Genomic DNA, 22,812 nt, shown 5'->3' with positions numbered 1-22,812 from the left:
CTAAACGCCCCGAACGCCCCTAACGCCCCTAACGCCCGAAACGCCCCGAACGGCCGAAACGCGCATCGACCGCCTTCGATGCTCCATCACCCCTCCCACTGCTCGCGCATCCGCCGGCGCACCTCAACCGACGCCGCCCGCGTGCGCTTCGCATCCGCCGACGTCAGCCGGTTCGACAGATCGCGCGGACCGCCTCGCGCATCCGCAACCGCCGCAGCCAGCGACGCCTTCACGCGCTCGACATCCGCCTTCGAAGGCGCATCTGCATTCACGCCTTCGATCAGTTCGTGCAGCAGTCCCAACTTCGCGTAGGCGCTCATCTTGTACGACATCGGCAAGACGGTATCGCCGAGCGCATCGAGGCTCTCGACGCTGCGCCGCGTGACGCGCGCCGCCGCTTCCTTGCCCATGGCATGCACGGCCGTGCCCGACGCATCCAGCGCGACGATCCGGTTCGCCTGATAGCCGTGCGCGAGGTACGCGCCCGACATCGCCGGCCCGACGATCAGCGCAATCACCGGATGCCCGGCGAGACGCGCGCTCGCGTACGCATCCACGGCGGCGGCGCACGCGAGATGGATGCCGAGCAATTCCTCGCGCCGTCCGTAGGCCTGGCTTTTCACATCGACGATGGCGACGATCGGCCGCTTCGATTCCGCCTCGCGATCCGCTTCGATCACTTCGCGGACCGCGCGGGCGAGCAGCCAGCCCTGTTCCAGGCCGACCACGTTGTCGGTCGCGCGGGGAAAGCGGTTATGCGGATCGGGCACCACGGCGATAAAGCGCGCCGCCGCCCCATCCAGCTCGCCGTCGCGCGAGCGGACCGGGCCGCTTTCGGCGCCGGCGGCGGCATCGGTCAACGCATCCAGCCAGCACGCGCCGCGCGAATCCATGCCGTTGATCGTGCTCATCGTTGCGATCCTCCCGTCGGGTTCCACAGCGTGCGCAGCGTCTCCGGATCGATCGCGTCGGGATTCACGCGCGCGAGCCGTTCGATGAATCCGTCCACGTCCTCGCTGCGATGCCGCGCCGGAACGCCCCGCGCGAACGCCGCGAGCACGGCCCCGCGGACCTCGGCCGTGTCGTCTTCGACGAGCGTATCGGCGAGCCCGACCGCGACGCGTTCTTCGCCGCCGATCATCGACCAGATGAGCCGGCGATCGCTCGCGTCGAGTTCCTCGATGCCCGCTTCCTGCTCGATCACTTCCGGCCCGTTCATGCCGAGCCGCGCCTGCCGCGTCATCACGAGTTCCGTGCACAAGGCGGCTGCGAGCGACATGCCGCCGAAGCAGCCGACCATCCCGCCGATCACGCCGACGACCGGCACGTGCCGCCGCAGCGCGACGATGGCCGCCTGAATCTCGGCGATGACCGCGAGGCCGAGATTCGCTTCCTGCAAGCGCACGCCGCCGGTTTCGAAAAGGATGACGGGACGAATCGCGCGGCCCGCTTCGAATTCGCCGAGCGCCAGTTCGAGCGACGCCGCGATCTTCGCACCCGACACTTCGCCGATGCTGCCGCCCTGGAACGCCGGCTCGATCGCCGCGATCACCGCCGGCTCGCCGCCGAGCGTGCCGCGTGCGATCACCGCGCCGTCGTCGGACTGGCAGATGACGTTCTGCATCGCGAGCCACGGCGATTCGAGCCGGTCAAACGGGCCGAGCAATTCGCGGTACGTGCCGGCATCGAGCAAGGCCCGAGCGCGCTCGCGCGCCGTCATTTCGATGAAGCTGTGCCGCGCGAGAAACGTGTCGTGAGCGTTCATCGAGTTTCTCCGTTTTCCGACGCATCGCTCGCTTCGGCGGCTTCGGCGAGCCGCAGCATCACGACGCCGGGCGTCGCGCCGAAGTCGTTCAGCTCGAATTTCGCCGCGCCGTCGTAACGCTGGAAGAAGCGGTCGAGCACGCTTTTCCAGACGTGCTCGTAGCCGTCGACGCTCGTGCGGATAACGACCTCCGCGTTGGCCGTTTGCGACGGCGTGAGCAGGACTTCGAGATCGCCCGAGCCGACGACGCCCACGTGCGCGCGGCGCGTGACCGGCCGTTTGGCGGGGTATTCGTATCGCATGTTTTCCATCTTCGTTCCTCTGGTTGCGTCTCAGGACGATTGCCCGAGGCTGTCGAGAAAGAGTGTGGCCGCGAGCAGGTCGGCCGCGCCGCCCGGCGACGCGTTCAGCGCCAGCAAGTCACGTTCGAGCCGCGCGAGCGCCGCGCTGCCCCGCGCGTGCGCGATTCCGCCATGCTCGATCACGCGCCGCGCGCCGTCCTTCGCGACGGCGAGCGCCTTCGTGCCGCCACGATGAAGCAGGCACGTATCGTCGAGCGAGGCCATGATCGCGAGGAGCGCGTCGAGCCGCGCGCCGGTTTCGGTCAGACCGCGCCGGCGCGCATCGTCGAGTGCGGGCAAGCCGATCTGCAACGCGTGCGGAAAGCCGTCGCGCGCTTCGCCTCGCGCGCCTGCGACGCGAAACCGCGCCGTCACGCGCGCACCGTGGCTCGCCTGCGCGGACGCGGGCGCGAAGCGGTCGTCGTATCGCGCGATCCGTGCCGCCGACGCGCAGATCGCTTCGCTGTCGCCGGGCGCATGCATCGCCGCGCCCGCGCACAGCAGACCGACGATCCAGATCGCGCCGCGATGCGCGTTGCTGCCGCCGGTCGCGCGCAGCATCGCGGCTTCGCCTTCGCGGCCGATGCGCGCGAGCCGTTCGCGCAATGCCTGCGACGGCGCCGCGCCCGACGCGGCCCGCGCGATCGCGAGAAACGTCGGTTCCAGCGCGTGCGCCGAGCGCAGCATCGTGTCGAGATCGAGATCGCGGTGCGCGCCGCTGCCGCGTTCGTCGACGAGCGCGGGCTTCGGCGTGAGACGCGCCTCGGCGATCAGCGCATCGACGGCGAGCGTGGCGATCGCAGGCGCCGACGCGGCGCGCTCGTTCTGGCAGACGTCATCGCGAAGGGGAAGGGCGGCGGTCATCGCGCTCACCAGCTTCTGAATCGCGCGGGCGGCGCGTAGAGACCGCCCGACCACGCGACGAGATCGTCGATGCTGCGCGCCGCCAGCAGCGAGCGTTTGGCGTCGCCGCGCCGCACGCCCAGGTCTTCCGGGAACGCGACGACGCCGCGCCGCCTCAGTTCGGCCGTCTTGGTTGCATCGGCGCGCATGCCGATCGGCGTCACGCCGGCCACGGCGGCGAGCGCCGCGCGCCGCTCGTCGACGCCTTCGGCCGCGTGCAGGTACGCGATGCCTTCTTCCGTCACCACGTGCGTGACGTCGTCGCCGTAGATCATCACGGGCGCAATCGGCATGCTGCTTTTTTCACCGACGGCGATGGCGTCGAGCGCATCCACGATGGTCGGCTCGCCGCCTTTCTTGTACGTCTCGGCCGTCTGGACGACGAGCTTGTGGCCCCGCGCGATGGCCGGATTCGGACCGTCGTTTTTCAGGAGCTTGAGCCACGCTTCGCTCGAATGACGGCGGCCGCGCGGATCGTGGCCCATGTTCGGCGCGCCGCCGAAGCCCGCCAGCCGCCCGAGCGTGACGGTCGACGAATTCGCGTCCGCGTCCATCTGCAAGGTCGAGCCGATGAAGAGATCGACGCCGTACTGTCCGGCAAGCTGGCAGAACACGCGGTTCGAGCGCAGGCTGCCGTCGCGTCCGGTGAAGAACACGTCCGGGCGCGCGGCGATGTAGTTCTCCATGCCGACCTCGCTGCCGAAGCAGTGCACGCTCTCGACCCAGCCGCTTTCGATCGCGGGAATGAGCGTCGGGTGCGGGTTGAGCGCCCAGTGCGTGCAGATCTTGCCCTTGAGCCCGAGCGATTCGCCGTAGGTCGGCAGAAGCAGTTCGATCGCCGCCGTGTCGAAGCCGATGCCGTGATTCAGCGAGCTCACGCCATAGCGCGCGTAGATGCCGCGAATGGTCATCATCGCCATCAGAATCTGCAGTTCGCCGATGTGTCGCGGATCGCGCGTGAAAAGCGGCTCGACGGCGAACGGCCGGTCCGCCTTCACGATCACATCGACCCACGAGCCGGGAATATCGACGCGCGGCAGTTCATCGACGATCTCGTTGACCTGCGCGATCACGATGCCATGCCGGAACGCGGCCGCTTCCACGATGGTCGGCGTGTCCTCGGTATTCGCGCCGGTGTACAGATTGCCGTGGCGGTCGGCCTTTTCCGCGCAGACGAGCGCCACGTTCGGCGTCAGGTCGATGAACATGCGCGCGTACAGTTCGATGTACGTATAAATCGCGCCGATTTCCAGCAGCCCGTCCTCCAGCAGTTGCGCGACGCGCAGACTCTGCGGACCGGCGAAGGCGAAATCGACCTTGCGCGCGATGCCCCGTTCGAAGAGCGTCAGATGCTCGGGCCGGCTGATGCTCGAAATCAGCAGATGCACGTCATGCACGCGCTCCGGGTCGAGCCGCGCGAACGCGCGCGACAGAAAATCCGCCTGCTTCTGATTGTTGCCTTCGAGTGCGACGCGGTCTCCCGTGACGATCAGCGCATGCAGCGCATCCACGATGCGTTGGGTGTCGAGCACCGGACCGTCGAGCCACGGCTCGATCAGCTTCAGGCGGCGCGCTTTCTCCTGTGCGCGCGTGTTCCAGCTTCGGGACTGCGTGAGGGCATCGGCGGAAGGGGGCGAAGTCATCGGTCGGCCTGTCGGGAAGTCGTTCGGGAGGATGCGCTGCCTGAAGCGGCGCGCGTGCGGCGCTTTTTCTTGATGTGACTCGATTCTGCTTGCGCCTGCGCATCGGCGAGAAAGCGGTGAATCAGTTCGCCCGTTGCGAGCAGATGGCGCGCGACGAGCGTCTGCGCGGCTTCGATGTCGCGTGCGGCGAGCGCATCGAAAATCGCGCGATGCTCGGCATCGGACGAATCTTTATGAATCGGCAGGCCGAGTTTGAGACGCAAGTACCGCTCGCCGCGCCGGTGCATCTGGCCGATCAGTTCCATCAAGTGCGGACGGTTGGCCGGCGCGTACAGGCTCGCATGAAATTCCTCGTTGCGCATGACGTAGAGCGCGGGGTCCGGCTCGTTCTCGGCGGCTTCGAGCAGGCGTTTGCATTCGGCGAGCGTTTCCGGCGTGTGATGCCCGATGGCGATGCCGATGGCGAGACTTTCGAGCGATGCGCGAATCTCGTAAATCTCGCGCGCCTCGTCCGCCGATTGCGGGCTGACGGCCGCGCCGCGATTCGGCTCGATCGTCACCCAGCCTTCGCTTTCCAGCTGCCGGAAGGCTTCGCGCACGGGGATCGCGCTGACCGAGAACTGCCGGGCGATCGCGTCCTGACGGAGCGGCTCGCCGGGCGTGAGCGCGCCTTCGACGATGGCGGCGCGCAACGCATGCGCGATGAAGCGCGACGTGCTCTGGCGCGGCTCGAACTGCGCGTCGCGAAACGATGACGGAGCCGGCGACGCCGATGGTGATGAGAGATCTGTCGACATGGCTGCTAGGTGAAAGTGCGGACTTGTCGCGTCCTGTTGTTCAAATATTATATATAAAACCGCGCACCGAACCCCGGTGCTTTCCCTAGACGCCGACACTCACACCGATAACACGCGCGTCGAATTTCCCGTCAGTCGCCGACCGCAGAGAGAAGGAGAGACACGCCATGCCGAGCACGCTAGACCGACCAATTAGCGCCACGCGCGCCAGGAAGACACCGCTCAACCGTTCGCAGATCACCGGCTTCTGGGGCGCCTGGGCGGGCTGGACGCTGGACGGAATGGACTCGTTCATTTACGCGCTCGTGCTCGCGCCGGCGCTGACCGAACTGCTGCCGCGTTCGGGCTATGCCGCGACGCCCGCGAACGTCGGCCTCGCCGGGTCGATTCTCTTTGCGCTTTTTCTCGTCGGATGGGGACTGTCGTTCATCTGGGGGCCGCTCGCGGACCGGTTCGGGCGCACGAAGGTGCTCGCCGCGACCATCTTCACGTTCGCGATCTTTACCGGGCTGGCCGCCACCGCGCACACGGTCTGGGCGCTCGGCATTTACCGGTTCTTCGCGGGCGTGGGCATAGGCGGGGAGTGGGCGCTCGCCGGGACGTACGTCGCGGAAGCGTGGCCGGAGGACCGCCGCAAGATGGGCGCGGGCTATCTGCAAACCGGCTACTACGCTGGCTTCTTTCTGGCGGCCGCGCTGAACTACACCATCGGCGCGGCGTTCGGCTGGCGCGCGATGTTCCTGGTCGGCCTGTTCCCGGTCGTCGTGTCGATTCTCGTGCTGATGCGCGTGAAGGAAACCGACAAGTGGGAGCGCGCCGAAGCCACGGCGGCGCCTGCGGTCAAGCATCAGAGTCCGCTGCGCTCGATTTTCTCGGCGCAGTACCGCAAGCGCACGATCGTCGCGGCGGTGCTGCTCACGGTGGCGATCATCGGGCTGTGGGCGGGCGCGGTGTATGAACCGTCGGCGGTCATCCAGCTTGCGACGCGGGCGGGCATGACCAAGCCCGAAGCCGCGCGCATGGCGTCAATCGCGACGGGGCTGTTGTCGATCGGCACGATCATCGGCTGTCTCGCGCTGCCGCCGATGGCCGAGCGCATCGGCCGCCGCAAGACGCTCGCGGTGTACTTCGTCGGCATGGCGGCGTCGATCGCGCTGTCGTTCGGCTGGGCGTTCTATCTGAACAACGGGCTCGTGCCGTTCATCGCGCTGCTGTTCGTGCTCGGCTTTTTCGGCGGCAATTTCGCGCTCTTCAGCCTCTGGCTGCCGGAGCAGTTCGAAACCCGCGTGCGCGCGACGGCGTTCGCGTTCTGCACGTCGGTTGGGCGGTTCATCGGTGCGATCGTGAACTTCGGCATCGGCGCGATGGTGCTCAACATGAAGACGCTCGGCGTGCCGATCGCGCTGACCGCCATCGTGTTCCTGGTCGGCCTTGCGGTTATTCCGTTCGCGCCGGAGACAAAGGGCCAGGAACTGCCAAACTGACGCACGAGACATTGCGGTACTATCGCGGCGGCCTGCACGGGCCGCCGTTTCTATTGGCGCCGGCAGCGGACGCGGTGAGGCTTACATCGTCGTAAGCCTGGAGCCGCGCCGAGCAGGGCAAGCGGGCAGTAACGCGACGTTACGAACTCGAACAACTGTCCGGCAAATCGTTCGATATAGTCGATTCAACACAACAAATATCCCATCGAGGTGGGCTTCACATGAACAAGGTTTCGAAGGCTTCCGTGGCATACGCGCTGGTGCTCGGCGGCTTGACGGTCTCCGGCGCGGCGATGGCGGGAGTGTCCGTGGGCGTGAACATCGGGATTCCCGCGCCTGTGTACGTGGCACCGGCGCCGGTCTACGCGCCGCCTCCGCCGCCCGTCATGTACGCGCCGCCGCCTCCGGTCTATGCGCAGCCGGCCGTCGTGATCGGCTGGCACGGCGACCAATACTGGGACGGCCGCCGATATTGGGATCGCGACGACTGGTATCGCTATCACGGCCACGGCAACGCATACGGTCACGAAGACCACGGACACGGGGATCACGGAGATCACGGACACCACGGCTGGCACTGAGCCGAAAGCCCGGGCGCTTAGCTTCTCGACCGAAAGCCATCCGCACGAACGCGGGTGGCTTTTTGTTTGGCGCTCGGCTTCCCCGGTGTAACGAAACGTAAGCTTTCCTCTGACCTAACCGCGCGATCGGCAGAAACTTACAAAGCGGAAATATTCGTTCGAAAGCATTCCGTTATATTTCGTCGCATGCCAACAACGAGAAAACGAGGATGAAAGCGATGAAATCAACGAGGCAGTTGCTCGCAGCCGCGGTGAGTGCCGCCGCCTGCATCGCAGGCAGTCCGGCGCAGGCGTCCGATGTACGCATCGGCGTGAATATCGGGATTCGGGCGCCCGTGTACGTCGCGCCGACGCCCGTCTACGCGCCGCCCCCGCCGCCGGTCATCTATCAGCCCGCGCCGATGTACGCGCCGCCCGTGGTCATCGGCTGGCACGGCGACCGGTACTGGGATGGACGACGCTACTGGAGCCGCAACGACTGGTATCGGCATCACGGCTACGGGCACGGTCCGGAGCCGTGGCGTGGCCACGGATACGACCACGGGCATGGCAACGGCCACGGCAATGGTCATGGAAACGGCCACGGACACCATTGATTGCGTTCGACGGCTCCCAAACGACAAAAGGGCCGTTTCACGAGGAAACAGCCCTTTCGACACCCTGCCGCGACGACGCGGCACACAACCTTACTCGCCGATGCCAGCCATGCCGCCGACGACCGCATGGAACCCGGCATCGACATGAACGATTTCCGCGCTCACGCCGCCCGCCAGATCCGACAGCAGGAACGCGGCGACGTTGCCGACCTGTTCGATGGTCACGTTGCGCTTGAGCGGCGCGTTGTCTTCGACGAAATCGAGAATCTTGCCGAAGCCCTTGATGCCGCTCGCCGCGAGCGTCTTGATCGGACCTGCCGAAATGCCGTTCACGCGCACGCCCTTTTGCCCGAGCGATGCCGCGAGATATCGCACGCTCGCTTCCAGCGATGCCTTCGCGAGACCCATCGTGTTGTAGTTCGGAATTGCGCGTTCCGCGCCGAGATAGCTGAGCGTGAGCAACGACGCGCTGTCCGAGAGCATGGAATGCGCGGCCTTGGCGAGCGCCGGGAAGCTGTACGCGGAGATGTCGTGCGCGATGCGAAAGTTCTCGCGCGTCATGCCTTCGAGGAAGTCGCCGGCAATCGCCTCGCGCGGCGCAAAGCCGATGGAATGCACGAGACCGTCGAGCGTATCCCAGCGTTCCTTGAGCGAGGAGAAGAGCGCCTCGATGTCGGCGTCGCTGCTGACATCGCACGGATACATCATGTCGCTGCCGAACTCGGTCGCAAATTCGGTGATGCGGTCCTTGAAACGCTCGCCGACATACGTGAACGCCAGTTCCGCGCCCTCGCGCTTGCAGGCCTCCGCGATGCCGTAAGCGATCGAGCGGTTCGACAGCAAGCCGGTCAGCAGAATTCGTTTTCCAGCGAGAAAGCCCATGAATGCTCCTTGAATGTCAATGTCACGCGAGGCTCGCAAGGCGTCTCGATTGCGGCTTCGCGTCGGGTGCGGCGCGCATGGGTTCGACGGGACGCGCGAGCCTCGCGTGAGAGGCCCGCCGTGCGCCAAACCGCATGGCGTTTTGATTGGGTAGAATTCTCTCACATCGCCAGAGCCGTCCGGCCGCTTCCGCTCAGTCCGCGTGAGCGCCGATGCGCTCTGCAACGCGCCGGGCCATTCACTCATCTCGCAAGGAGCCTATGACCGGGCTGTCGACGTCCCGCCTGCCGTACGCATCATCGCTCGCGCGGGGCACGCTTCTCGCGCTCGTGCTCGCCGCGTGCATCGCGTTCTTTGCCTCAAGCGCCGCGTTCGCCGCGCACGCCTATGCGCAGTACGGCGAGCCGAAGTATCCGCCCGACTTCAGGCACTTCGATTACGTCAATCCCGACGCGCCGCGCGACGGCACACTGGTGCTCGCCAATCCGAGCCGCCTGACGAGCTTCGACAAGTTCAACCCGTTCACGCTACGAGGCAATCCCGCGCCGGGACTCGGGCTCATGTTCGAAAGCCTGACGACGGGTAGCTCCGATGAAGTGGCGAGCGCCTATTGCCTGCTCGCGGACAATATCGACGTGGCCGCGGACGGGCTGTCCACCACCTTCCATATCAATCCGAAAGCGCGCTTCACGAACGGCGATCCGGTCACGGCCGAGGACGTCAAGTTCTCGTTCGAGACGCTCAAGAGTCCGAAAGCCGCGCCGCAGTTTTCGGTGTACTTCGGGCAGATCGCACGCGCGGTCGTCGTCGACCGGCTGACGATCCGCTTCGAATACAAGGTCGCGACGCGCGAAATGCCGCTGCTTGCGGGCGGCATCCCGGTGTTTTCGCGCAAATGGGGGCTGCGCGCCGACGGCACGCGCGTTCCGTTCGATCAGCTCGCGTTCGAAAAGCCGATCGCGAGCGGCGATTACGTGATCGACTCGTTCGACAACGGTCGCACGATCGCCTATAAGCGCGATCCGCACTACTGGGGCGCGTCGCTGCCGGTGCGCGTCGGGACGCACAACTTCGCGCGCATCGAATACAAGCTGTATTCGGACGCCACCGCGCGGCTCGAAGCGTTCAAGGCGGGCGAGTACGACGTGTTGGTCGAGAACGTCGCGCGAAGCTGGGTGAGGCGCGATATCGGCAAGCGGTTCGACAGCGGCGAACTCATCAAGCGCGAATTTCCGCACCACAACGGCACGGGGATGCAGGGCTTCTTCATGAACCTGCGCCGGCCGCTTTTCAAGGACGTGCGCGTGCGCCAGGCGCTCGATCTCGCGCTCGACTTCGAGTGGCTCAACCGGCAACTCTTCTTCAACCAGTACAAGCGCACGGACAGCTTCTTCGTCAATACGGATTTGCAGGCGAAAGGCACGCCGAGCGAAGGCGAGCTCGCGATTCTCGATCCGTTGCGCAAGCAGCTCGATCCCGCGGTTTTCGGCGACATGCCGAAGCAGCCGGACACCGATCCGCCCGGCTCGCTGCGCGCGAATCTCATCAAGGCGCGCGAGTTGCTGGCGCAAGCGGGCTGGACGTATCGCGACGGCGCGCTGCGCAACGCGAAGGGCCAGCCGTTCGCGTTCGAGATACTCGACGACACGGGCGGCGGCGCGTCGATGGAGCCGGTCGCGGCCGCGTTCGGACGCAATCTGCAAAAGCTCGGGATCACGATGAACTTTCGCACTGTCGACTACGCGCTGATCCAGAAGCGCCTCGATGCGTTCGACTTCGACATGACGAGCGTGCGTCTGCCCGACGTGCAGGTGCCGGGCACCGAGCAGGTGTCGCGCTTCGGCAGCAAGTATGCGGACGAGCAGGGCTCGGACAACCTGGCGGGCGTGAAGTCGCCGGCCATCGACGCGATTCTGCGCAAGGTCGTGTCCGCGCAGACGCGCGATCAGCTCGTGGACGCGACGCACGCGCTCGACCGCGTGCTGATGAACGGCTACTACGTGATTCCGCACTGGTACTCGGCGACGCATCGGGTCGCGTACCGCAACACGCTCGGCTATCCGTCGACGTTGCCGCTCTATTACGTCGCGGACGAGTGGGTGCTCTCGACGTGGTGGAAGAAGCCCACGGCGGTATCTAGATAAGGACGACGCGATGTGGAGCTACATCCTCAAACGCATTCTGTTGATGATTCCGACGCTGATCGGCGTGCTCACGCTGACGTTCGTCGTGATCCAGTTCGTGCCGGGCGGTCCGGTCGAGCAGGCGGTTCACGACCTGCGGCGCGGCAACGCGGAGGGCGGCGCGGCGTTCGGCATGCGCTCGCACACAGGCGTCGATGCGCAGCAGATCGCGCAACTGAAGGCGCTCTACGGCTTCGACAAGCCGCCGCTTCAGCGTTATCTCTCGATGCTCGGCAAGTTCGCGCGCTTTGATCTCGGCGAGAGCTACTTCCGGCATCAGAGCGTGTGGTCGCTGATCGTGTCGAAGCTGCCGGTGTCGATCAGCATCGGCTTGTGGACGTTCTTCATCACCTATCTGATATCGGTGCCGCTCGGCATCGCGAAGGCCGTGAAGAACGGCTCCCGGTTCGATGTCGCGACGAGTCTCATCGTCCTGATCGGCTTCGCGATTCCCGGCTTCGTACTGGGCGTGCTGCTGCTCGTGCTGTTCGGCGGCGGGACGTTCTGGCAACTGTTCCCGTTGCGCAATCTGACTTCGGACAACTGGGCGACGCTCTCGCTCGGCGGGAAGATTTTCGACTATCTGTGGCACATCACGTTGCCGGTGGCGGCGTCGGTGGTCGGGAGCTTCGCCATCGTCACGATGCTCACGAAGAACGCATTTCTCGACGAAATCCGCAAGCAGTACGTGCTGACGGCGCGCGCGAAGGGCCTGAGCGAGCGGCGCGTGCTGTGGAAGCACGTCTTTCGCAATGCGCTCTTGCCGCTGATCGTCGGCTTCCCGGCGGCGTTCATCGGCGCGTTCTTCACGGGCAGTCTGCTGATCGAGACGCTTTTTTCGCTCGACGGCCTCGGGCTGCTGTCCTACGAATCGGTCGTGCGGCGCGATTATCCGGTCGTGCTCGGCACGCTGTATCTCTTCACGCTGATCGGCCTCGCGACGAAGCTCGTCTCGGACCTGTGCTACGTATGGGTCGATCCGCGCATTCAATTCGAGCAACTGGAGCGTTGACTTGAACCGAGCCGCATCGTCGCGCCGCGCCGCGACCGCAACAGACGGCCAGCCGCTGCGCCCCGAAGTCTCGATGACGCCCGGGCAGCGCGTATGGCAGCGTTTCAGGCGCAACCGGCTGGGCTACTGGAGCCTCGTCGTGTTCGTCGCGGCGTTTGTCATCAGCTTGGGGGGCCCATTGTGGTCGAACGACAAACCGCTTGTCGTGCGCTATCAGGGGCAGTTCTACTTTCCGCTCGTGAAGACCTACGCGGAGACGACCTTCGGCGGCGACTTCCCGACGCCCGCCGATTATCTCGATCCTTTCGTGCGCGACCGCTTCAACGCGCCCGGCAACTTCGCGATCTATCCGCCGAATCACTACTACTACGACACGCTCAATTACTTCTCGAAGGGCTCGAATCCGGCGCCGCCGTCGCGCGAAAACTGGCTCGGCACGGACGACCGCGGCCGCGACGTGTTCGCGCGGCTCGTCTACGGCTTTCGCGTGTCGGTGCTGTTCGCGCTGGTGTTGACGGCCATCGGCACGGTGCTCGGAGTCGTCGCGGGCGCGGTGCAGGGTTACTTCGGCGGACGCATCGACCTGACCGGGCAGCGGCTGATCGAAATCTGGAGCGCGCTGCCGGAGCTTTATCTGCTCATCATCTTCGCGTCGATCTTCGAGCCAAGCCTGATCCTGCTCATCATTCTGCTTTCGCTTTTCGGCTGGATCGGCTTGTCCGATTACGTGCGCGCCGAGTTCCTGCGCAATCGTACGCAGGACTACGTGCGCGCCGCCCGCGCGATGGGTTTGTCCAACTGGCAGATCATCTGGCGGCATGTGCTGCCCAATAGCCTGACGCCCGTCATCACGTTCCTGCCGTTTCGCATGAGCGGGGCGATTCTCGCGCTCACGAGCCTCGATTTTCTCGGCTTGGGCGTGCCGTCGCCGACGCCGTCGCTCGGCGAACTGCTCGCGCAGGGCAAGGCCAATCTCGACGCGTGGTGGATCTCGGTGTCGACTTTCGGCGTGCTCGTCGCGACGCTGCTGTTGCTCACGTTCATGGGCGACGCGCTGCGCAACGCGCTCGACACGCGCATTTCCGATGCGGTGAAAGCCGGAGGCGGCCAATGAGCGAGCCGCTGCTGTCGATCGACAATCTGCGCGTGCGCTTCGGCGACACGCTCGCCGTGGACGGCGTGAGTCTCGATATTCGCGCGGGCGAACGCGTCGCGCTCGTCGGCGAGTCGGGTTCCGGCAAGAGCGTAACGGCGCTGTCGGTGCTGCGCCTCGTGCGCGATGCCGACATGAGCGGCGCGATCCGCTTCGCGGGCGTCGACCTGCTGGCGAAAAGCGAACGCGAGATGCGCGGCCTGCGCGGCTCGGACATCGCGATGATCTTTCAGGAGCCGATGACCGCGCTCAATCCGCTGTACACGGTCGGCGACCAGATTGGCGAAACCATTCAGCTTCACGACGGCGCGACCCCGCGGCAGGCCCGCGCACGCGCGATCGCGCTCCTGGCGCGCACGGGCATCACGGAACCGGGGCGGCGCGTCGACAGCTATCCGCATCAGCTTTCGGGCGGGCAGCGGCAGCGCGTGATGATCGCGATGGCGCTCGCGTGCCGGCCGCGTCTTCTGCTCGCCGACGAGCCGACGACGGCGCTCGACGTGACCATCCGCGCGCAGATCGTCGAACTGCTGCTCGAGCTGCAGCGCGACGAAGCCGAAAACCGCGGCATGGCCGTGCTGCTCATCACGCACGATCTGAATCTGGTGCGGCGTTTTGCGCAGCGCGTCGCGGTGATGGAGAAGGGCGTGCTCGTCGAAAGCGGCGCGGTCGACGAGATCTTCGAGTCGCCGCAACACCCGTACACGCAGCGGTTGCTGAACAGCCGGCCTGAGCGTCGCGTGCTGCCGGTGCTGCCGATCGCGCCCGTGCTGCTGGATGCCAAAGACGTGCGCGTCGAATATCCGACGCGGCTTCCGGGCTTCGAGGGATGGTTCCGGCGCGGCCGCTTCAAGGCCGTCGACGACGTGACACTCTCCGTGCGGCAGGGCGAAACGCTCGGCATCGTCGGCGAATCGGGCTCCGGCAAATCCACGCTCGCGATGGCGCTCCTCGGCCTGCAGCGCATCTCGCATGGGACCGTGCAGTTCCAGGGCAGGGCGCTCGGCGACTTTCGCGGACGCGAAAAAACGGTGCTGCGCTCGAACCTGCAAGTGGTGTTTCAGGACCCGTTCAGCTCGCTGTCGCCGCGGCAGACAGTGGAGCGCATCGTGGGCGAGGGGCTCGCGCTGCATCGGCCGGAACTGGATGCGGCCGCACGGCGCGCGAAGGTGATTGCCGTGCTGCGCGAAGTCGGTCTCGATCGCACGGCGCTCACGCGTTATCCGCATGAGTTCTCGGGCGGGCAGCGGCAGCGCATCGCGATTGCGCGCGCGCTGGTGCTCGAGCCGAGCATCCTGATTCTCGACGAACCGACGAGCGCGCTCGATGTCTCAATCCAGACTCAAGTTCTGGCGCTGCTTGCCGACATTCAGAAGAAGCACAATCTCGGGTATGTGTTTATTAGCCACGATTTGCAAGTGATTGGCGCGATGGCGCATCGTGTCGCGGTCATGCGAGATGGAAATGTCGTCGAATCCGGTGAAGTAGAGAAGATTTTTGCGGATCCGTCGGATGAATACACACGAAAGCTTCTGGCGGCAGCTCTAAATTCCTAAAAATCTTTCTTTTTCGCCAATTGCGTGTCCGTCTCAATTGTATTTTTCTATTTCTTTTGACAGTTAAATACTTTGTGGCTAGTATGCGTTCAAACTTTCACATATCTCACTGATTTTTCAGTCTTTAATTGTAAATCCTACCGACCGATGCAACCACTCACGTTGACTCAGACATGTGCGCGCGCCGCCGCGGGCATGTTGCTCGGCCTTCTGATGACCACCACTTCCGGCGCATTCGCCGACGAAGTCAGCAGTAATAGCCAAAATGCCGGCAACGGCACCTCCACCGCTTCCAAAGCCCCCGAAGTCGCAGCCACGGCGGACACCGCCAGCGCACCGGGCGGCGCGAAGGCTTTCTTCTCCGGCGTGGCGAGCAAGGCGGGCGACGTCGTCGTCGGCGCGCTCAATATGATCGGCGTGCGCTATCGCTGGGGCGGCGACACGCCGGACTCCGGTCTCGATTGCAGCGGCTTCGTGCGCTACGTTTTCCAGGACACGCTTGGGATGACGCTGCCGCGCCGCGCCGAAGAAATGAGCCGTGTCGGCGAGAAGGTCCGCGTGTCGGATCTGAAGCCGGGCGATCTGGTGTTCTTCAACACCATGCGCCGCTCGTTCTCGCACGTGGGCATCTATATCGGCGACAACAAGTTCGTCCATTCGCCTTCCACCGGCAGCACGATCCGCGTCGACGACATGGAAAACGCCTACTGGGAAAAGCGATTCACGGGCGCACGCCGCATCGAGAACGCGCAGTTCAACGACGGCACCGAATTGCGTCAGCGCGTGAGCGCGACCCTTGGCGGTTACTGACCGCTCCTGCTGCATCGACAAAAAGCCTGCTTTCTCGCGAATGCAGGCTTTTTGTTTTGTGGCGTTGCCTTGAAGCGACCGTGCTCGCGGCCTATCGATTCGATCGTAAAGCCTCATTGCACGCGCCTCTGAAAGCCGTTATAGTTTTCGAATGAACTTTTCTCTGTTCCTCCTCTCGTCTTCTTCGGCTGGTGCGTTCCTACGCGCACTATCGCTGCTAGCGCGCCTACCGCGCTAATCTGTCTCGCCTCCCGTCTGCTCGTTCAAGGTTTTCGACGCCAGCGGTGGCGCGAACACCCGGATTCCCTTTTGTCGTTCTATCTCGATATTCCCAACAATCCATAAATCTCCCCACAGGAGCCCAACATGGCAGCAGACAAGTTGATCATCTTCGATACGACCTTGCGTGACGGCGAGCAGTCCCCGGGCGCTTCGATGACGAAAGAGGAGAAGATCCGCATCGCCAGGCAACTGGAGCGCATGAAGGTCGACGTGATCGAGGCGGGTTTCGCCGCGAGTTCCAACGGCGACTTCGACGCGATCCAGACGATCGCCTCGCTCGTGAAGGACAGCACGGTCTGCTCGCTTGCCCGCGCCAACGACAAGGACATTCAGCGCGCCGCCGATGCGCTGAAACCCGCCAACCAGTTCCGCATCCATACGTTCATCGCGACCTCCGCGCTGCATATGGAAAAGAAGCTGCGCATGTCGCCGGAACAGGTGTATGACCAGGCGCGGCTCGCGGTGCGCTTCGCCCGCAAGTTCACCGACGACGTCGAGTTTTCGCCGGAAGACGGCAGCCGCTCGGATATCGACTTTCTGTGCCGCGTGCTCGAAGCCGTGATCGATGAAGGCGCGCGCACGATCAATATCGCCGATACGGTCGGCTACGGCGTGCCGGAACTCTACGGCAACCTCGTGAAGACGCTGCGCGAGCGCATTCCGAATTCCGACAAGGCCATTTTCTCCGTCCACTGCCACGACGACCTCGGCATGGCGGTCGCGAATTCGCTGGCGGGTGTGCAGATCGGCGGCGCGCGTCAGGTCGAGTGCACAATCAACGGCTTGGGCGAGCGCGCGGGCAATACGTCGCTCGAAGAAATTGTGATGGCGGTGAAGACGCGCAAGGATTACTTCGGCCTGGACCTCGGCATCGACACGACGCAGATCGTGCCGACTTCGAAGCTCGTGTCCCAGATCACCGGCTTCGTGGTGCAGCCGAACAAGGCGGTGGTCGGCGCGAACGCGTTCGCGCACGCGTCGGGCATCCACCAGGACGGCGTGCTGAAGGCGCGCGACACCTACGAGATCATGCGCGCGGAAGACGTGGGCTGGAGCGCGAACAAGATCGTGCTCGGCAAGCTGTCCGGCCGCAACGCGTTTAAGCAGCGTCTCGAAGAACTGGGCGTGACGCTCCAATCCGAAGCGGACGTGAACGCCGCGTTCGCGCGCTTCAAGGATCTCGCGGACCGCAAGGCCGAAATCTTCGACGAAGACATCATGCAGATCGTCTCCGAAGAATCGCCGGAAGCGCAGGCGAAGGAGCATTTCCGCTTCGTTTCGATGAAACAGCATTCGGAGACCGGCGAACAGCCGCAGGCGCGCGTGGTCTTCGCGATGGACGGCGCCGAAATGACGGGCGAAGCGCGCGGCAACGGTCCGGTCGACGCGACGCTGCACGCAATCGAATCGAAGGCGGAAAGCGGCGCCGAACTCGTGCTGTACTCGGTGAACGCGATCACGACGGGCACGCAGGCGCAGGGCGAAGTGACGGTGCGGCTGTCGAAGAGCGGGCGCATCGTGAACGGCGTCGGCACCGATCCGGACATCGTCGCGGCTTCGGCGAAGGCGTATATCGCCGCGCTCAACAAGCTGCATTCGAAGGTCGAGAAGCTCAATCCGCAGCTTTGATCGGCACGCGGGTCGCATAATCGCAAGAAAGCCCTCGGAAGAGGGCTTTCTTGCGTGCGGCTCGTCAAAACAGATTGCGCTGGTCGGGATCGTGCAGCGGATCGGGCGATTTCTGCATCAGGCGCAGGACGCCCTGATCGTCGAAATAGAAGCTGTACATCATGTACCAGAAGTTCGCCTCCATATAGCGATACGTCCAGACCTGCCGCTTCATCAGCGGGTAATACGACGTCTCGACCGGCCGGCCGAAGTTCACGAGCACGTCTTTGTTCGTCCACGTGCCGATCTGCGCCTTGTAGAACTCGCTTTCGTCGAGCACTTGCCGCACGCTGACGATCTTGCCCGAGGCGTCGATATCGGCGGCGGTCGTGAATTCGCCGAGCGGCTGCGTCGGCCACATCAGGCGCTTGCCGCCGTTCGGCAAGTCGTAAACCTCACGCGGCGGACCGAGCCGGGCGACGATCGTCGAGGCATCCGCCCCTGCCTGATAGTTTTGCCACGGCTGCGCGCAAGCCGCGAGCAGCAAGGCCGCTCCGGCGCAGACGGCCGCGCCGCGCAGACGGTTGACTAAGTGCAGCATTGAAGCCTCCACGTGCTGTTCCTCGCGACGGGCGAGGATGTTTTTCGCTTTCCCCGATTTTGACACGCGGCGCAAGAACCATGCTGTAGCCGGTGCTTCGCTCGCTTGCATTGCGCGCCCGCCACGGCCTATGATCCGCGCTTTCATCTTCGGAAAGAGCGATGGCAAGCCTGAGTGACATGCTGGGTTGCACGAAGCGGCGCGCGCGGTGGCTGCGCGCGGCGTTGACGTGCGCCGCGTTGATGTGCGCCGTGCAGGCGAGCGCCGCCGAGCTCGCGCCGATCAAGCTCGCGATGATCGAAGGCATGTCCGGCCCCTTCGCGAACGCGGGCGCGGCGGTCGAGCGGAATCTGCGCTTCGGCGTCGAGCGGGTGAACGCGCAGGGCGGCGCCAAGCTCGCCGACGGCACGCATCCGCTGGAACTCGTCGTGCTCGACGGCAAGGGCAGCAGCGAGGCGAGCCTCGTCCAGTTGCGCGCGGCCATCGACGAGAAGATCGGTTTCGTCATGCAGGGCAATAGCTCGGCGGTGGCGGCGGCGCTCGTCGCGGCCATCGACAAGCAGAACGAGCGGGAGCCCGAGCACCGCGTCGTGTTCCTGAACTATTCCGCCGACGACCCCGCGCTCACCAACGACGCGTGCAGTTTCTGGCATTTCCGCTTCGACGCGCACGCGGGCATGCGCATGGACGCGCTCGCGGATGCGCTGCAACGCGACCGCGCCGTGAAGAAGGTCTATCTGCTGAATCAGGACTACAGCTTCGGGCACGACGTGAGCCGCGAGGCGCGGCGCGCGTTGCAGGAGAAGCGGCCGGACATCGCGATTGCGGGCGACGAGTTCCACCCCATCGGGCGCGTGAAGGATTTCGCGCCCTACATCGCGAAGATTCGCGCGAGCGCAGCGGATGCGGTCATCACCGGCAACTGGGGCAACGACCTGACGCTGCTCGTGAAAGCGGCGCGGGAGCAGGGGCTCGGCGCAAAGTTCTATACGTTCTATGGCAACAGCCTGGGCGCACCCGCCGCGCTCGGCGATGCCGGCGTGAAGCGCGTGATCGCGGTCGCCGACTGGCACCCGAACGCGGGCGGCGCGGCCTCCGACGCTTATTACCGCGCGTTTCGCACCCGCTTTCCCGCCGCCTCGGACGATTACCTCGTGCTGCGCATGCCGCTCATGATCGACATGCTCGCCACCGCCATGACGCGCGCCGGCAGCGCCGACCCGCTCGCCGTGGCGCGCGCGCTCGAAGGCATGAAGTCCGACGGCGCGGGCTTCCATCCGTCGACCATGCGCGCGTCGGACCATCAACTGATTCAGCCGCTCTACGTGATGGAGATGGACAAGGCGGGAACGGCGGGCGTGCGTTTCGACAACGAAGGTTCCGGCTACGGCTTTCGCACGCTGCTGTCCGTGCCCGCCGCCGAGACCGCGCCCCCGACCACGTGCAAGATGATGCGCCCGCCGCGTTAGGCGCGTGAGTGAGCTCCGCCCGGCGAAGCGCGCTGTGCTATACTCTGCGCTTCGTTTTTGGCTGGATGTGCGTCCGCAAGGTGCGCCGATTGTCGAAGACGAAGTGAATCGGGCCCGACTCGTCGAGTCCGGCCTGTCGATGCAATCCACGGCACGGCCTTTCTTCCGTGACCGCCTGTCTGTTTCAAAGGAAAAGCAAATGTCCGTAGCGGAAATCAAGAAGTCCGACGTCGTCGCTGAATATGCGCGCGGCGCCAACGATACCGGCTCCCCCGAAGTGCAAGTCGCACTGCTCACGAGCCGCATCAACGAACTGACCGTCCACTTCAAGGCCCACTCCAAGGATCACCACAGCCGCCGCGGTCTGCTGCGCATGGTCAGCCGTCGTCGCAAGCTGCTCGACTATCTGAAGGGCAAGGATGCGGATCGTTACCGCTCGCTGATCGAAAAGCTGGGTCTGCGCAAGTAATTGGCTCCTAGCGTGGCTTCGCGGCCAGTGTTCTAACGAAGTGCCTGTGTCAGTTCGCTGATGCAGGCATTTTGTTTTTGCGCGATCCGCTCGCGAAGTGGTGCCTGATCGGTTTCATCGGTCGGCACGTCGTACTTAGTCGTTCTCGGCAGTCATACGCTTTACCCGACACTCGGTCCAGCCTCGCGGCAGAGCTTTGTGTCATTCCAGCGCGGCCACGCAGCCGCTTCGCGCGCCGCACTGGAATGGCATAACACACCTCTCACGCGCGGCCCGGGACCATCCCGCCCAGCGCCGCAGAGACAGCCTCACGCGCTCGACCGAAGGCGCGGCGCAACATAGAAGGAGTCGCAATGTTTAATAAGATCGTCAAAGAGTTCAAGTGGGGACAACACAACGTCCGCCTGGAAACGGGTGAAATCGCGCGTCAGGCGAGCGGCGCGGTGATCGTCGATGTCGAAGACACCGTGGTTCTCGCGACCGTCGTCGGTGCGAAGACGGCCAAGCCCGGTCAGGATTTCTTCCCGCTGACCGTCGACTATCTGGAAAAGACCTATGCCGCCGGCAAGATTCCGGGCGGTTTCTTCCGTCGCGAAGGCCGTCCTTCAGAAGGCGAGACGCTGATCTCGCGCCTGATCGACCGTCCGCTGCGCCCGCTTTTCCCTGAAGGCTTCTACAACGAAGTGCAGGTCGTGATCCACGTCCTGTCGCTGAATCCGGACATTCCGGCGGACATTCCCGCGCTGATCGGCGCGTCCGCCGCACTCGCCGTGTCCGGCCTGCCGTTCAACGGCCCGGTCGGCGCTGCGCGCGTCGCTTATATCAACAACGAGTACGTGCTCAACCCGACGCGCGCGCAGATGAAGGAATCGGCGCTCGATCTGGTCGTCGCGGGCACGGAGCGCGCGGTGCTGATGGTCGAATCCGAAGCGCAGCAGCTTTCGGAAGAAGTGATGCTCGGCGCGGTCGTGTTCGGCCACGAGCAGATGCAAACCGCCATCGACGCGATCCACGAACTGGTCCGCGACGGCGGCAAGCCGGAGTGGGACTGGCAGCCGGCCCCGAAGAACGAGGCGCTGATCGCACGCGTCACCGAAATCGCGAAGCCGGAACTGGAAGCCGCCTACCAGCTGCGCAACAAGCAGGCGCGTTCGGCCAAGCTGAAGGAAGTCTACGCGGCGACGTCGGCGAAGCTCGCCGGGGAAGCGGCGGCATCCGGCGCGGTGGCAGCGGATGCGGCCACCGTCGGCAACGTCCTGTTCGATATCGAAGCGAAGATCGTCCGCTCGCAGATCCTGAACGGCGAGCCGCGTATCGACGGCCGCGACACGCGCACGGTGCGCCCGATCGAAATCCGCACGGGCGTGTTGCCGCGTACGCACGGTTCGGCGCTCTTCACGCGCGGCGAGACGCAGGCGCTCGTCATCGCGACGCTCGGCACGAAGGGCGACGAGCAGAACATCGACGCGCTCGAAGGCGAGTACCGCGAGCGTTTCATGCTCCACTACAACATGCCGCCGTTCGCGACGGGCGAAACCGGCCGCGTCGGTTCGCCGAAGCGCCGCGAGATCGGTCACGGGCGTCTCGCCAAGCGCGCGCTGGTCGCGTGCCTGCCGAGCGCCGACGAATTCGGCTACTCGATCCGCGTCGTCTCGGAAATCACGGAATCGAACGGTTCGTCGTCGATGGCTTCGGTTTGCGGCGGCTGCCTCGCGCTGATGGACGCCGGCGTGCCGATGAAGGCGCACGTCGCGGGCATCGCGATGGGCCTGATTCTCGAAGGCAACAAGTTCGCGGTTCTGACCGACATTCTCGGTGACGAGGACCATCTGGGCGACATGGACTTCAAGGTGGCCGGCACCGCGCAAGGCGTCACCGCGCTGCAGATGGACATCAAGATCCAGGGCATCACGAAGGAAATCATGCAGGTCGCGCTCGCGCAGGCGAAGGAAGGCCGCATGCACATCCTCGGCAAGATGACCTCGGCGGTTCCGGGCACGAACACGGAACTGTCGGAGTTCGCGCCGCGCATGATCACGCTGAAGATCAATCCGGAGAAGATTCGCGACGTGATCGGCAAGGGCGGTTCGGTGATCCGCGCGCTGACCGAAGAGACCAACACGACCATCGACATTTCGGACGACGGCGTCGTGACCATTGCGAGCACGAGCGCCGAAGGCATGGCCGAGGCGAAGAAGCGCATCGAGAACATCACGGCCGAAGTGGAAGTGGGCCAGGTGTACGAAGGCCCGGTGCTGAAGCTGCTGGATTTCGGCGCAATCGTGAATATCCTACCGGGCAAGGACGGTCTGCTGCACATCTCGGAGATCGTCAACGAGCGCGTGAAGGACATCAACGATTACCTGAAGGAAGGCCAGATCGTGAAGGTCAAGGTCATCCAGACGGACGAGAAGGGCCGCGTGCGCCTGTCGGCGAAGGCGCTTCTGAACGAAGCCGCGCAACAGTCCGAACCGACGCAGCCGCAGCAGTAATGCGGTAATGTGTGGACGGCCGGCCGCATCTGCGAGCCGGCCGTTTTCTTGTATGACGTCAATTGGACGATGCAGGACTATGCGTTGTCCGATGCGTCGCCGGACTCGATGGCACTGTGGAGCGTGAATTGCTCATCGCGTGCGCAGCGCCATCCGGTTCGAGCCGCTCGAATCGATCCATCCCG

At 64.8% G+C, this 22,812-nt stretch carries 20 protein-coding genes; 12 read left to right on the top strand and 8 right to left on the bottom strand.

What is annotated here, in order from left to right; genetic code table 11:
* Positions 1-86: 86 nt before the first annotated feature.
* From mdcE to GV035_RS18750, 6 genes are read right to left on the bottom strand one after another with little or no spacing between them, the layout of a single operon-like run.
* Positions 87-911: a biotin-independent malonate decarboxylase subunit gamma gene (gene mdcE / locus GV035_RS18775; protein WP_159836489.1), complete on the bottom strand. Its 825-nt coding sequence runs from the start codon at positions 909-911 to the stop codon at positions 87-89.
* Positions 908-1,765, bottom strand: coding sequence for a biotin-independent malonate decarboxylase subunit beta (locus GV035_RS18770; protein WP_159836488.1), 858 nt, complete (start codon positions 1,763-1,765; stop codon positions 908-910). Before GV035_RS18770 ends, mdcE begins: the two co-directional genes overlap by 4 nt.
* Positions 1,762-2,076: a malonate decarboxylase subunit delta gene (locus GV035_RS18765; protein WP_159836487.1), complete on the bottom strand. Its 315-nt coding sequence runs from the start codon at positions 2,074-2,076 to the stop codon at positions 1,762-1,764. Before GV035_RS18765 ends, GV035_RS18770 begins: the two co-directional genes overlap by 4 nt.
* Before the next feature lie 21 nt (positions 2,077-2,097).
* Positions 2,098-2,970, bottom strand: coding sequence for a triphosphoribosyl-dephospho-CoA synthase (locus GV035_RS18760; RefSeq protein WP_159836486.1), 873 nt, complete (start codon positions 2,968-2,970; stop codon positions 2,098-2,100).
* A 5-nt stretch (positions 2,971-2,975) separates the two neighbouring features.
* Positions 2,976-4,652: a malonate decarboxylase subunit alpha gene (mdcA, locus tag GV035_RS18755; RefSeq protein WP_159836485.1), complete on the bottom strand. Its 1,677-nt coding sequence runs from the start codon at positions 4,650-4,652 to the stop codon at positions 2,976-2,978.
* A complete protein-coding gene (locus GV035_RS18750) occupies positions 4,649-5,449 on the bottom strand; it encodes a GntR family transcriptional regulator (RefSeq protein WP_159836484.1) in 801 nt (266 codons plus the stop codon). The genes mdcA and GV035_RS18750 overlap by 4 nt, the downstream gene beginning before the upstream one ends.
* 167 nt (positions 5,450-5,616) lie before the next feature.
* Here GV035_RS18750 and GV035_RS18745 point away from each other — a divergent pair, with 167 nt between their 5' ends.
* The 3 genes from GV035_RS18745 to GV035_RS18735 all read left to right on the top strand — a co-directional run bounded on the left by GV035_RS18745 (position 5,617) and on the right by GV035_RS18735 (position 8,110).
* Positions 5,617-6,933 carry an MFS transporter gene (locus tag GV035_RS18745; RefSeq protein ID WP_159836483.1) on the top strand — a complete coding sequence of 439 codons (1,317 nt, stop codon included), beginning with the start codon at positions 5,617-5,619 and terminating at the stop codon, positions 6,931-6,933.
* 221 nt (positions 6,934-7,154) lie between these two features.
* The gene (locus tag GV035_RS18740; protein WP_159836482.1) at positions 7,155-7,514 is read left to right on the top strand and encodes a hypothetical protein; all 360 of its coding nucleotides are present in this window, start codon (positions 7,155-7,157) and stop codon (positions 7,512-7,514) included.
* Between the two features lie 218 nt (positions 7,515-7,732).
* Complete coding sequence (locus tag GV035_RS18735; RefSeq protein WP_268892272.1) at positions 7,733-8,110, top strand: hypothetical protein; 378 nt, start codon at positions 7,733-7,735, stop codon at positions 8,108-8,110.
* Between the two features lie 90 nt (positions 8,111-8,200).
* Here the strand turns inward: GV035_RS18735 and fabI are convergent, their stop codons facing one another.
* Positions 8,201-8,992, bottom strand: coding sequence for an enoyl-ACP reductase FabI (gene fabI / locus GV035_RS18730; RefSeq protein WP_159836480.1), 792 nt, complete (start codon positions 8,990-8,992; stop codon positions 8,201-8,203).
* Between the two features lie 260 nt (positions 8,993-9,252).
* Here fabI and GV035_RS18725 point away from each other — a divergent pair, with 260 nt between their 5' ends.
* The 6 genes from GV035_RS18725 (at position 9,253) to GV035_RS18700 (ending at position 17,617) form a co-directional block, all read left to right on the top strand.
* A complete protein-coding gene (locus GV035_RS18725) occupies positions 9,253-11,136 on the top strand; it encodes an extracellular solute-binding protein (RefSeq protein ID WP_236572659.1) in 1,884 nt (627 codons plus the stop codon).
* A gap of 10 nt (positions 11,137-11,146) precedes the next feature.
* On the top strand, positions 11,147-12,187 hold the full coding sequence (locus GV035_RS18720) for a microcin C ABC transporter permease YejB (protein WP_159836478.1): 1,041 nt from the start codon (positions 11,147-11,149) through the stop codon (positions 12,185-12,187).
* A 1-nt stretch (position 12,188) separates the two neighbouring features.
* On the top strand, positions 12,189-13,301 hold the full coding sequence (locus tag GV035_RS18715) for an ABC transporter permease (RefSeq protein ID WP_159836477.1): 1,113 nt from the start codon (positions 12,189-12,191) through the stop codon (positions 13,299-13,301).
* Entirely contained in the window at positions 13,298-14,896 is a 1,599-nt protein-coding gene (locus GV035_RS18710) for an ABC transporter ATP-binding protein (protein ID WP_159836476.1), read from the top strand. The genes GV035_RS18715 and GV035_RS18710 overlap by 4 nt, the downstream gene beginning before the upstream one ends.
* A 147-nt stretch (positions 14,897-15,043) precedes the next feature.
* The gene (locus tag GV035_RS18705; RefSeq protein WP_159836475.1) at positions 15,044-15,706 is read left to right on the top strand and encodes a C40 family peptidase; all 663 of its coding nucleotides are present in this window, start codon (positions 15,044-15,046) and stop codon (positions 15,704-15,706) included.
* A 366-nt stretch (positions 15,707-16,072) separates the two neighbouring features.
* Positions 16,073-17,617 (top strand): 2-isopropylmalate synthase, encoded by a 1,545-nt coding sequence (locus GV035_RS18700; RefSeq protein ID WP_159836474.1) that lies wholly within the window; start codon positions 16,073-16,075, stop codon positions 17,615-17,617.
* Positions 17,618-17,681: 64 nt separating this feature from the next.
* On the opposite strand, the gene GV035_RS18695 is transcribed toward GV035_RS18700, so the two are convergent.
* Entirely contained in the window at positions 17,682-18,197 is a 516-nt protein-coding gene (locus GV035_RS18695; RefSeq protein ID WP_159836473.1) for a hypothetical protein, read from the bottom strand.
* Between the two features lie 242 nt (positions 18,198-18,439).
* Here GV035_RS18695 and GV035_RS18690 point away from each other — a divergent pair, with 242 nt between their 5' ends.
* From GV035_RS18690 to pnp, 3 genes are all read left to right on the top strand, one after another.
* The gene (locus GV035_RS18690) at positions 18,440-19,666 is read left to right on the top strand and encodes a branched-chain amino acid ABC transporter substrate-binding protein (RefSeq protein ID WP_159838057.1); all 1,227 of its coding nucleotides are present in this window, start codon (positions 18,440-18,442) and stop codon (positions 19,664-19,666) included.
* 199 nt (positions 19,667-19,865) lie between these two features.
* Positions 19,866-20,135, top strand: a complete 270-nt coding sequence (gene rpsO / locus GV035_RS18685) for a 30S ribosomal protein S15 (protein ID WP_159838055.1) — start codon at positions 19,866-19,868, stop codon at positions 20,133-20,135.
* A gap of 353 nt (positions 20,136-20,488) precedes the next feature.
* Positions 20,489-22,627, top strand: a complete 2,139-nt coding sequence (gene pnp / locus GV035_RS18680) for a polyribonucleotide nucleotidyltransferase (RefSeq protein ID WP_159836472.1) — start codon at positions 20,489-20,491, stop codon at positions 22,625-22,627.
* The last annotated feature ends 185 nt before the right edge of the window (positions 22,628-22,812 follow it).

Source organism: Burkholderia sp. 8Y (assembly GCF_902506145.1).
Lineage (GTDB): Bacteria > Pseudomonadota > Gammaproteobacteria > Burkholderiales > Burkholderiaceae > Caballeronia.
The sequence above is the reverse complement of the archived record's forward strand: the minus strand, read 5'-3'. Positions and strand labels throughout refer to the sequence as shown.

What these genes read in the sequence shown, in the direction of transcription:
- fabI (WP_159836480.1), bottom strand. Translation starts at nt 8,992, where the DNA reads ATGGGCTTTCTCGCTGGAAAACGAATTCTGCTGACCGGCTTGCTGTCG.
- GV035_RS18695 (WP_159836473.1), bottom strand. Translation starts at nt 18,197, where the DNA reads ATGCTGCACTTAGTCAACCGTCTGCGCGGCGCGGCCGTCTGCGCCGGA.
- GV035_RS18705 (WP_159836475.1), top strand. Translation starts at nt 15,044, where the DNA reads ATGCAACCACTCACGTTGACTCAGACATGTGCGCGCGCCGCCGCGGGC.
- GV035_RS18710 (WP_159836476.1), top strand. Translation starts at nt 13,298, where the DNA reads ATGAGCGAGCCGCTGCTGTCGATCGACAATCTGCGCGTGCGCTTCGGC.
- GV035_RS18770 (WP_159836488.1), bottom strand. Translation starts at nt 1,765, where the DNA reads ATGAACGCTCACGACACGTTTCTCGCGCGGCACAGCTTCATCGAAATG.
- GV035_RS18720 (WP_159836478.1), top strand. Translation starts at nt 11,147, where the DNA reads ATGTGGAGCTACATCCTCAAACGCATTCTGTTGATGATTCCGACGCTG.
- GV035_RS18765 (WP_159836487.1), bottom strand. Translation starts at nt 2,076, where the DNA reads ATGGAAAACATGCGATACGAATACCCCGCCAAACGGCCGGTCACGCGC.
- GV035_RS18750 (WP_159836484.1), bottom strand. Translation starts at nt 5,449, where the DNA reads ATGTCGACAGATCTCTCATCACCATCGGCGTCGCCGGCTCCGTCATCG.
- GV035_RS18700 (WP_159836474.1), top strand. Translation starts at nt 16,073, where the DNA reads ATGGCAGCAGACAAGTTGATCATCTTCGATACGACCTTGCGTGACGGC.
- GV035_RS18735 (WP_268892272.1), top strand. Translation starts at nt 7,733, where the DNA reads ATGAAATCAACGAGGCAGTTGCTCGCAGCCGCGGTGAGTGCCGCCGCC.
- GV035_RS18745 (WP_159836483.1), top strand. Translation starts at nt 5,617, where the DNA reads ATGCCGAGCACGCTAGACCGACCAATTAGCGCCACGCGCGCCAGGAAG.
- GV035_RS18760 (WP_159836486.1), bottom strand. Translation starts at nt 2,970, where the DNA reads ATGACCGCCGCCCTTCCCCTTCGCGATGACGTCTGCCAGAACGAGCGC.
- mdcA (WP_159836485.1), bottom strand. Translation starts at nt 4,652, where the DNA reads ATGACTTCGCCCCCTTCCGCCGATGCCCTCACGCAGTCCCGAAGCTGG.
- GV035_RS18690 (WP_159838057.1), top strand. Translation starts at nt 18,440, where the DNA reads ATGTGCGCCGTGCAGGCGAGCGCCGCCGAGCTCGCGCCGATCAAGCTC.
- rpsO (WP_159838055.1), top strand. Translation starts at nt 19,866, where the DNA reads ATGTCCGTAGCGGAAATCAAGAAGTCCGACGTCGTCGCTGAATATGCG.
- pnp (WP_159836472.1), top strand. Translation starts at nt 20,489, where the DNA reads ATGTTTAATAAGATCGTCAAAGAGTTCAAGTGGGGACAACACAACGTC.
- GV035_RS18740 (WP_159836482.1), top strand. Translation starts at nt 7,155, where the DNA reads ATGAACAAGGTTTCGAAGGCTTCCGTGGCATACGCGCTGGTGCTCGGC.
- GV035_RS18725 (WP_236572659.1), top strand. Translation starts at nt 9,253, where the DNA reads ATGACCGGGCTGTCGACGTCCCGCCTGCCGTACGCATCATCGCTCGCG.
- mdcE (WP_159836489.1), bottom strand. Translation starts at nt 911, where the DNA reads ATGAGCACGATCAACGGCATGGATTCGCGCGGCGCGTGCTGGCTGGAT.